Raw genomic sequence first — 7,797 nt, forward strand, 5'->3', positions numbered from 1 at the left:
CCGTGCCGGCTCGACCGGGATCTGCTGGGGTCACTTGCACTTCAATGCCGTTTTGAGCGCGGTGATGTTGTCGCGCATGACCGCCGCGTAGTCCTTCGAGGGATCGGACTGGGACTCGACGGGGTCGAGGACCGCGGTCGAGACCTTGAGGTCGCGGGCGAGGGTCTCTTCGACCTTCGGGTCGACGAGGGTCTCTGTGAAGATCGTCGTGACCTTCTCCTTGGTGATGACCTCTTCGATCTCCTTGAGGCGCGCGGGCGAGGGGGAGGACTCGGGGTCGATCCCGGCGATGCCCACCTGGGTGAGCCCGGTTCGATCGGCGAGGTATCCGAAGGCGGAGTGGGCGGTGACGAAGGTCGTGAGTTCGCAGCTGGAGGTTGCCGTCACGAGTTCGGTGGAGAGGTCCTTCATCGACTTCGCGGTGGAGGCGGCGTTCGCCGTGTACTCCTGGGCGTTGTCGGGATCGGCGGTGGCCAGGGCCTGTCCGATGAGCGTGGCGGCCTGCGCCATGCGCTCCGGGTCGAGCCAGAAGTGCGGGTCGGTCGTGCCGTGGTCGTGCGCGTGCGCCTCTTCGCCTTCGTGGGCGTGATCGTCGTGGGCCGCCTCCTCGTGGGCTTCGCCCTCGTGCTCCTCCTCTTCGGCCGCATGGTTGCCGGCTTCTTCGACGTCGACCAGCTGCACTGCGGTGGAGACGTCGATGACGTTCTTCGGCGAGGACTGCTCGATCGCTTCGTCGACGGCGGGCTGGAAGCCCTTGAGGTAGACCACGGCGTCGGCGCGGGCGAGGGAGTCGAGGGCGGCGGGGGAGAGCTCGAGGTCGTGCGGTTCGGCCCCGTCGGGGGTGAGGGATTCGACTGCGACCCGGTCGCCGCCGATCTGCTCGGTGAGGTACTTCAGGGGGTAGAAGGAGGCCTTGACCGTGAGTGCGGTCTTCGCGGCGGACTCGGCGGTTTCGGTCGCGGGGTTCGCGTTGTTGCTCGGCGAGCACGCGGACAGCGAGGCCATGAGGGCGAGGGTGCCGGCGGCGATGATGGGACGAGAGATCTTCATGGCTTCAGTCTCGTTTTATTGGGAATCGTTGTCAAAAGAGTGTGAGGAGCGCCTCCCGTCATTCCCCTCTCCGCCGGGGGGCGAGACGCGCGGGCGCTCGGGAGTAACGCCTCGGGCGGCGCAGCACTGCCGCGGGATCGAAGGCGCCGCCTCGCCTTCCCATGCCCCTGTCGCACCCGCCGGGGCCGCCGGATCGCTCGTGCCCGCAGGGAAGCGCTGATGGATGCCCCACGCGAGAGTGCGGGCCGGTCGGCTAGACTCGACGCACCACGTCCGCGCCGGCCAGGTGCGGCGACCGAACCCAAGGAGCAGCAGTGGCACAGGCCCCCTCCCGTCTCGATTCCGTCATCTCCCTCGCCAAGCGGCGGGGCTTCGTCTACCCCTGCGGTGAGATCTACGGCGGCACCCGTTCCGCCTGGGACTACGGGCCGCTCGGCGTCGAGCTCAAGGAGAACATCAAGAAGCAGTGGTGGCAGTACATGGTCCGAGGGCGCGAGGACGTCGTCGGCCTCGACTCCTCCGTGATCCTGCCGCGCGAGACCTGGGTCGCCTCCGGGCACGTCAAGGCCTTCACCGATCCTCTCGTCGAATCGCTGCACACCCACAAGCGCTACCGCGCCGACGAGCTCATCGAGGCCTACGCCGAGCGCAAGGGCCTCGACCCGGATACCGTGACCCTCGATCAGGTGCCCGATCCCGTCACCGGCCAGCCCGGCGCCTGGACCGAGCCCCGCGCCTTCTCCGGCCTCCTCAAGACCTACCTCGGCCCGGTCGACGACGAGGCGGGCCTGCACTACATGCGCCCCGAGACCGCCCAGGGCATCTTCGTCAACTACGCGAACGTCGCGGCTTCGGCCCGCAAGAAGCCGCCCTTCGGCATCGGCCAGATCGGCAAGTCCTTCCGCAACGAGATCACCCCCGGCAACTTCATCTTCCGCACCCGCGAGTTCGAGCAGATGGAGCTCGAGTTCTTCTGCGCTCCGGGCACGGACGAGGAGTGGCACCAGTACTGGATCGACTACCGCCGCGACTGGTACGTCGACCTCGGCATCGATCCGGGCAACCTCCGCTTCTACGAGCATCCCAAGGAGAAGCTCTCCCATTACTCCAAGCGGACCGTCGACATCGAGTACCGCTTCGGCTTCCAGGGCAGTGAGTGGGGCGAGCTCGAGGGGATCGCGAACCGGACCGACTTCGACTTGACGACCCACTCGGAGCACTCGGGCGCGAAGCTTGACTACTACGATCAGGAGACCGGCGAGCGCTGGACCCCCTACGTCATCGAGCCCTCGGCGGGCCTGACCCGTTCGCTCATGGCCTTCCTCGTCGAGTCCTACCACGAGGACGAGGCCCCGAACACGAAGGGCGGCGTCGACAAGCGCACGGTCCTCAAGCTCGACCCGCGCCTGTCGCCGGTCAAGGTCGCGGTCTTCCCGCTCTCGCGCAAGGATCAGCTGACGGGGCCCGCGAAGGAGCTCGCCGCCGAGCTGCGCAAGGTCTGGAACGTCGAGTACGACGACGCGGGCGCGGTGGGCCGCCGTTACCGCCGCCAGGACGAGATCGGCACCCCGTACTGCGTGACCTACGACTTCGATTCGGTTGAGGACGGCGCCGTCACCGTCCGTGACCGCGACACGATGGCCCAGGAGCGCATCCCGCTCGAGAGCGTGAAGACCTGGCTCATCGAGAAGCTCGGAGCCTGCTGAGTGACCCAGTCCTCGCCCGCGCCGCGCCCGATCTCCCCGCTGGAGATCGGGCCGGTGCGCGTCTGGTCGCCCGTCGTCCTCGCGCCGATGGCGGGGGTGACGGACGCCCCTTTCCGCAGGCTGTGCCGCGAGTTCGGCGAGCAGGGCCTGCCCGGCGCCCTGCGTCCCGCGGCGTCTTCAGGCCATTCGGGGCGCGAGGGCGGGGCTCCCGTCCCGGTCAAGGGCGTCGATGCGCCGGCCGGCCTTTACGTCATGGAGATGGTGACCTCCCGCGCCCTCGTCGAGGGGAATGCCCGGACCTGGGAGATGGTGCGGCCCGACCCGGTCGAGCGCGTCCGATCGATCCAGCTCTACGGCGTGGATCCGGCCGCCATGGCGAAGGCGACCGAGATCCTCGTCGAACGCGATCTCGTCGATCATCTCGATCTCAATTTCGGCTGCCCGGTGCCGAAGGTGACGCGCAAGGGCGGGGGAGCGGCGCTGCCGTGGAAGAAGGACCTCTTCGATGATCTCGTGCACGCGGTCGTCGATGCGGCGGATCGTGCGGGGTCGAGGGCGGGGCGCGATGTCCCGGTGACGGTGAAGATGCGGGTCGGCATCGATGAGGAGCACGTGACTTTCCTCGATGCGGCCCGGATCGCTCAGCGCCGCGGCGTCGCCGCGATCGCCTTGCACGCCCGCACGCAGGTCCAGCACTATTCGGGCCATGCCCACTGGGAGCGGATCGCGCGGCTGAAGGAGGCGGTCTCGGTTCCGGTCCTGGGCAACGGGGACGTGTTCTCCGGGGCGGATGCGGCGCGGATGATGGCGCAGACCGGCTGCGACGCGGTCGTCGTCGGTCGCGGATGCCAGGGGCGTCCGTGGCTCTTCGCCGACATCGTCTCGACCCTCATGGGCGGGCCCGAGTTCCGTGATCCGGACCTGCGCGAGATCGCCGGGATCATCGAGCGGCACGCGCGGTGGGTCGTCGCGGATCAGGGCGACGAGGTGCGCGCGATGCGCGAGATGCGCAAGCACATCGGCTGGTACCTGCGAGGATTCGCGGTGGGCGGGTCCGCCCGGCACGCCCTGTCGATGGTATCGAGTCTGGATGAGCTGCATGAACGGCTCATGAGCCTCGATCTCGATCAGCCCTTCCCCGAGGCGGCCGAGGGGCCGCGGGGCAGAGCCGGAGGGGAGAAGGCCCCGCATCTGCCCGACGGGTGGCTCGACTCGCCCTTCCTCACCGAGGCCGAGCGCTCCCAGCTCCGCCTGGCCGAGGACGGGGCGGATGGAGGCTGAGATGAATGCGACGGCGAGGCCCGCGGATTCGCGGATCGTCATGATCGGACGCGCGGGGGCGCCTCGCGGGGCCGTCGGATTCGGCGGGCGCACCCGGATCATCGCGCCGGTCCTCGGCGCGGATCGTGAGGCCCTGGACGCCGAGATGAGGCTTCTGACCGGACCCGGGGGCGCATCGGTCGATCTCGTCGAATGGCGGGTCGACCCGCTCCTCGCCGCGCTGCCCGCGGGGGCGGACGCCGCAGCCGAGATCGCGCGAGCCTGGGAGCAGGCGGTGTGTCTCAGCCCGCTGCCCGTCCTCGCGACGATCCGGACGATCGACGAGGGCGGAGAGGCCTCGCTGGACGCGGTGGAGTACGCCGAGCTCGTCGGCCTGCTCGCCCGTCTCGCCGATGCCGTCGATGTCGAGATCGACCGTGCGGGGGCGAAAGACCTCATCGCCGGGGCGCGGGCCGCGGGGGCGATCGTCGTCGCCTCGCACCATGACTTCTCTGCGACTGCGCCGAGCGAGGCGGTCTTCGGGGTGCTGTCGCGCATGGATGCGGCGGGCGCCGACGTCCTCAAGATCGCCTGCCGGGCGAGGGACGCGCAGGATGCTCTTCGACTGCTCGATGTGCAGCTGCGGGCGCGCGTCGTGTTCTCCCGTCCGATCATCGCGATCGGCATGGGCGGGGATGGCGCGCTCACCCGCATCGCGGGCTCGCGATTCGGATCGGCGGCGACTTTCGCGAGCCTCGGGGCGGCTTCCGCGCCCGGGCAGTTGAGCGTCGAGGAGACGCGGGGAGTCCTTGATCTTCTTGAGCGGGGCTGAGAGCAATCGGTCGGTCTCTTCCCTGAGCCGTGATATCTGCGGGCGATGGGTCGCTTCGCCTCCACGATGAGCGTGAAGCGTCGACGGGCCTCGCCCGGACGCAGATCCGGTACGGCGTGTCGCGATGCAATCCGAGCCACGCCGATCGCTCGGCTGGCGGGCGCGATCGCCCGGTGAAGGAGGGCCTTCTTCCTGCAGGGACGGTCGAGGAGATGAACGGCCTGTGGCTTTTCCAGGGGGCGGCAGCCAGTCGCAGCTCGCCTATCAGTGCTCCGAGGACGCCCTCGGGCACCTCGCTCCCGGTGGGAAGGGGATTAATCGCCCTCGCTTCGGCGGGCACCGGCATCTGCTCCGATCCCGCAGCGCTGTGCGCGGATCGCGACTTCGGTCCGCGATGAGCAGCCGAGGTGCTTGAGGATCTGACTCACGTAGGTGCGGGCCGAGCCCTCGGATATGTTGAGCGCCTTCGCGATTTCTCGATTCGACTTCGCCTGCGCGAGCTCGACGAGGACGGGGCGAAGCCGATCGGGTAAACGATCGAGGGCGGAGGCGAAGGCTGAATTGCCGTCGGCGGTAGAGGCGGGGACGAGGGAGGGCGGCGCATCGAGGGCGGGGGAGATGATGCGGGTTCCCGAATAGGCTGCGAGGAGGTTGGCGGCGAGGCTTTCGGGCGGGAGATCCTTGGAGAGGATGCCGTTCACTCCGACCGCAAGCGCTCTGGAGCGCAGATCCGGGAGGGCGAATGCCGTGTAGAGGACGACGACGACCCCGGGTGCGAGTTCGCGCAGCCGCTCGGCGGTGGAGATCCCGTCGAGGACGGGCATGCGGACGTCGAGAAGGGCGATGTCGGGCTGGAGGTCTTGGGCGATATCGAGGGCGGCCGCACCGTCGCCGACCGCTGCGATGATGTCGAGGCCCGAGTGGCGGCCGAGCAGGTCGATGAGTCTGGCGCGCAGTTCGGCGTCGTCCTCGGCGATGAGGAGGGTGAGCGGCGCGGTCATCGGTCCGCCTCGTCTTCGCTTCGAGCGAGCGGGATCCGTGCGGACAGGACCCAGCGATCTGCGATGACGTGGGTTTCGAGTCGCGCTCCGAGAACGGCTGCTTGGCGGGCGAGGCCGGGCAGGCCGAGTCCGCTCGAGGCCTCGGTCGTGGCACTCGCTCCGACTTCGTTGATGAGGGTGAGTTCGAGGCCCGCCCGGCTTGGCAGGTCGATGCTTTCAATGATGAGCGAGGCGGTGGAGTCCTTCGGCGCGTGCTTGAAGACGTTGACGCACCCCTCCCGGACGAGGGTGAGCAGGAGCGTTCGTCTCTCAACGTCGAGTCGGTTTTCGAGGTCGCCCTCGACGTCGGCGTCGAGGGCGATGCCGTGAGAGGCGAGCATTCGCTCGCTGTCGCGCAGGAGGCCGCTCAGGGTATCGGGGGCGGGAGAGGGGGCGGGCGAGGCGTCGATGACGAAGCGGAGGTCGGTCATCGCGGCTCGTGTGGCGTCGAGGGCGTCCTTGAGCTGAAGGGAGAGGCGAGGGTCGCTCGTGGTGGCGAGCGCCTCTTCCTGTGCGGCGATCGCTCGAACGAGGTGCGCTGCGGCGGTGTCGTGGAGGATCTGGGCCGTCGACTGGCGGGCCTCGGCGAGCAGCGCGTGCGAGCGTTCCTTCTCGAGGGCGAGCTCGGTATCGGCGGTGCGCAGGCGCGCGGTGAATCGTCTGCCGCCTACTCCGATGAGGATGCTGAGAAAGGCCCCGATGGCGAGTTCGAGGAGGCCTGCGCGAAGGTAGGGGCCCGGGAGGTGGATCGCCCCGTAGGCGGCGAGGGCGAGTGCGGCGGTGATGTACCAGCCCTTGTAGATCCACAGTGCGGCGACGGCGTAGACGCCGAGGGCGCTCAAGCCGATCGATGCGAGCTCGTGGGGTGCGGCCAGGCCGGCGAAGAGCAGGATGAGGAATGAGGCGCTTGAGAGCCGAGGGAATCGTCCGGCGAACCCCAATGCCACGCACATCATCGCGAGGAATGCTGACGATGCGGCGGTCGTGGGTGGATAGAAGAACACGTCGGCCAGGAAGAGGAGGACTGCCAGCGCGGGGAAGGGAAAAGCGCGGAGGAAGCGACTCGGCTCCACCTGGTGGGTGCCGTGAAGGGAACGGCTCATCGACAGTCGGGGAGCCAGGGGAAGAGTGCGCAGATCAGAGGATTACCATCCCTCAGTTGAACGGAGGCGAGGTCCGGTGCCGGAGTGATCGCATATGCGGGCGCAGGCGTCGACAAGAAGATGAGCGAAGCGACAAGAATCGAATGCACTGTGCCTCCCGGTGCCGTGATGGATCATGCGCGCGGACCGGCTTCGCCGATCGTGCCTCCTGCTTCGGCAGCATAGAGGGCCGTCGGCCGATGCGGAGCGTGGTCGACTTCGATCAACGCGAGTGTTGACATTCTGCGATACCGCTCGGCCTGTTGTCGGTGTTGCCGTCTTCCTAGACTGGGCGTGCGGGCATGAGGATGCTCGGCGGTGAAGGAAAGGATGAGACGATGAGGTCTCGAATGACGGCACTCCTCGGTGTGTGTGCAGTGAGTATGGCGATCACAGGCGCGTCGATCGCGCCGGCGCAGGCGGTCGCCGGATGCTCAGTGGGGGTAAACGACAGTGGAACCGTATTCTGGTCGTACTGCAGCGCGGCATCCGGAGTGAGTAGCCACAATGCCAAGGCCCAGATCTACTTCAATTCGGGATATTCAGGTCCTCGATTCTCGAAGAAACAGGCCCCAGGGGTCTACTCGTACAGCCCTGACTACTCGGGTGTCGGGTATGTGATGGATGGACCGTGGATTCAGGTCGCCTACTGATGACGTGGCGCCGTCTGAGCCTGTTCGCGCTCGGCCTCGCCCTCGCTGCGTGTTCCGCGCAGACGGGCGCGGCCGAGCCGTACAAGCTGGAGTTAGATGATCTGATCGCACGCT

At 68.1% G+C, this 7,797-nt stretch carries 6 protein-coding genes; 3 read left to right on the top strand and 3 right to left on the bottom strand.

Annotated features, from left to right (window positions below):
• Window positions 1-30 precede the first annotated feature (30 nt).
• Complete coding sequence (locus tag ACQY7V_RS07675; RefSeq protein ID WP_428639643.1) at window positions 31-1,050, bottom strand: metal ABC transporter substrate-binding protein; 1,020 nt, start codon at window positions 1,048-1,050, stop codon at window positions 31-33.
• A gap of 314 nt (window positions 1,051-1,364) precedes the next feature.
• On the opposite strand from ACQY7V_RS07675, the gene ACQY7V_RS07680 reads away from it, so the two are divergent.
• The 3 genes from ACQY7V_RS07680 to aroD are packed head-to-tail and all read left to right on the top strand — an operon-like array spanning window position 1,365 to window position 4,848.
• A complete protein-coding gene (locus ACQY7V_RS07680; RefSeq protein ID WP_184452298.1) occupies window positions 1,365-2,756 on the top strand; it encodes a glycine--tRNA ligase in 1,392 nt (463 codons plus the stop codon).
• 45 nt (window positions 2,757-2,801) lie between these two features.
• A complete protein-coding gene (gene dusB / locus ACQY7V_RS07685) occupies window positions 2,802-4,037 on the top strand; it encodes a tRNA dihydrouridine synthase DusB (protein WP_428639652.1) in 1,236 nt (411 codons plus the stop codon).
• The gene (gene aroD, locus ACQY7V_RS07690; protein WP_428639646.1) at window positions 4,027-4,848 is read left to right on the top strand and encodes a type I 3-dehydroquinate dehydratase; all 822 of its coding nucleotides are present in this window, start codon (window positions 4,027-4,029) and stop codon (window positions 4,846-4,848) included. Before dusB ends, aroD begins: the two co-directional genes overlap by 11 nt.
• 314 nt (window positions 4,849-5,162) lie before the next feature.
• On the opposite strand, the gene ACQY7V_RS07695 is transcribed toward aroD, so the two are convergent.
• Both ACQY7V_RS07695 and ACQY7V_RS07700 read right to left on the bottom strand, forming a co-directional pair.
• A complete protein-coding gene (locus ACQY7V_RS07695) occupies window positions 5,163-5,849 on the bottom strand; it encodes a response regulator (protein WP_428639648.1) in 687 nt (228 codons plus the stop codon).
• A complete protein-coding gene (locus ACQY7V_RS07700) occupies window positions 5,846-6,991 on the bottom strand; it encodes a sensor histidine kinase (RefSeq protein ID WP_428639650.1) in 1,146 nt (381 codons plus the stop codon). Before ACQY7V_RS07700 ends, ACQY7V_RS07695 begins: the two co-directional genes overlap by 4 nt.
• Between the last annotated feature and the right edge of the window lie 806 nt (window positions 6,992-7,797).

Source organism: Schaalia sp., from assembly GCF_050312375.1.
Classification (GTDB): domain Bacteria; phylum Actinomycetota; class Actinomycetes; order Actinomycetales; family Actinomycetaceae; genus Pauljensenia; species Pauljensenia hyovaginalis.

Bases quoted from the DNA above. Each gene is read 5' to 3' on its own strand.
- ACQY7V_RS07675 (WP_428639643.1), bottom strand. From the start codon at position 1,050: ATGAAGATCTCTCGTCCCATCATCGCCGCCGGCACCCTCGCCCTCATG.
- aroD (WP_428639646.1), top strand. From the start codon at position 4,027: ATGGAGGCTGAGATGAATGCGACGGCGAGGCCCGCGGATTCGCGGATC.
- ACQY7V_RS07695 (WP_428639648.1), bottom strand. From the start codon at position 5,849: ATGACCGCGCCGCTCACCCTCCTCATCGCCGAGGACGACGCCGAACTG.
- ACQY7V_RS07700 (WP_428639650.1), bottom strand. From the start codon at position 6,991: ATGAGCCGTTCCCTTCACGGCACCCACCAGGTGGAGCCGAGTCGCTTC.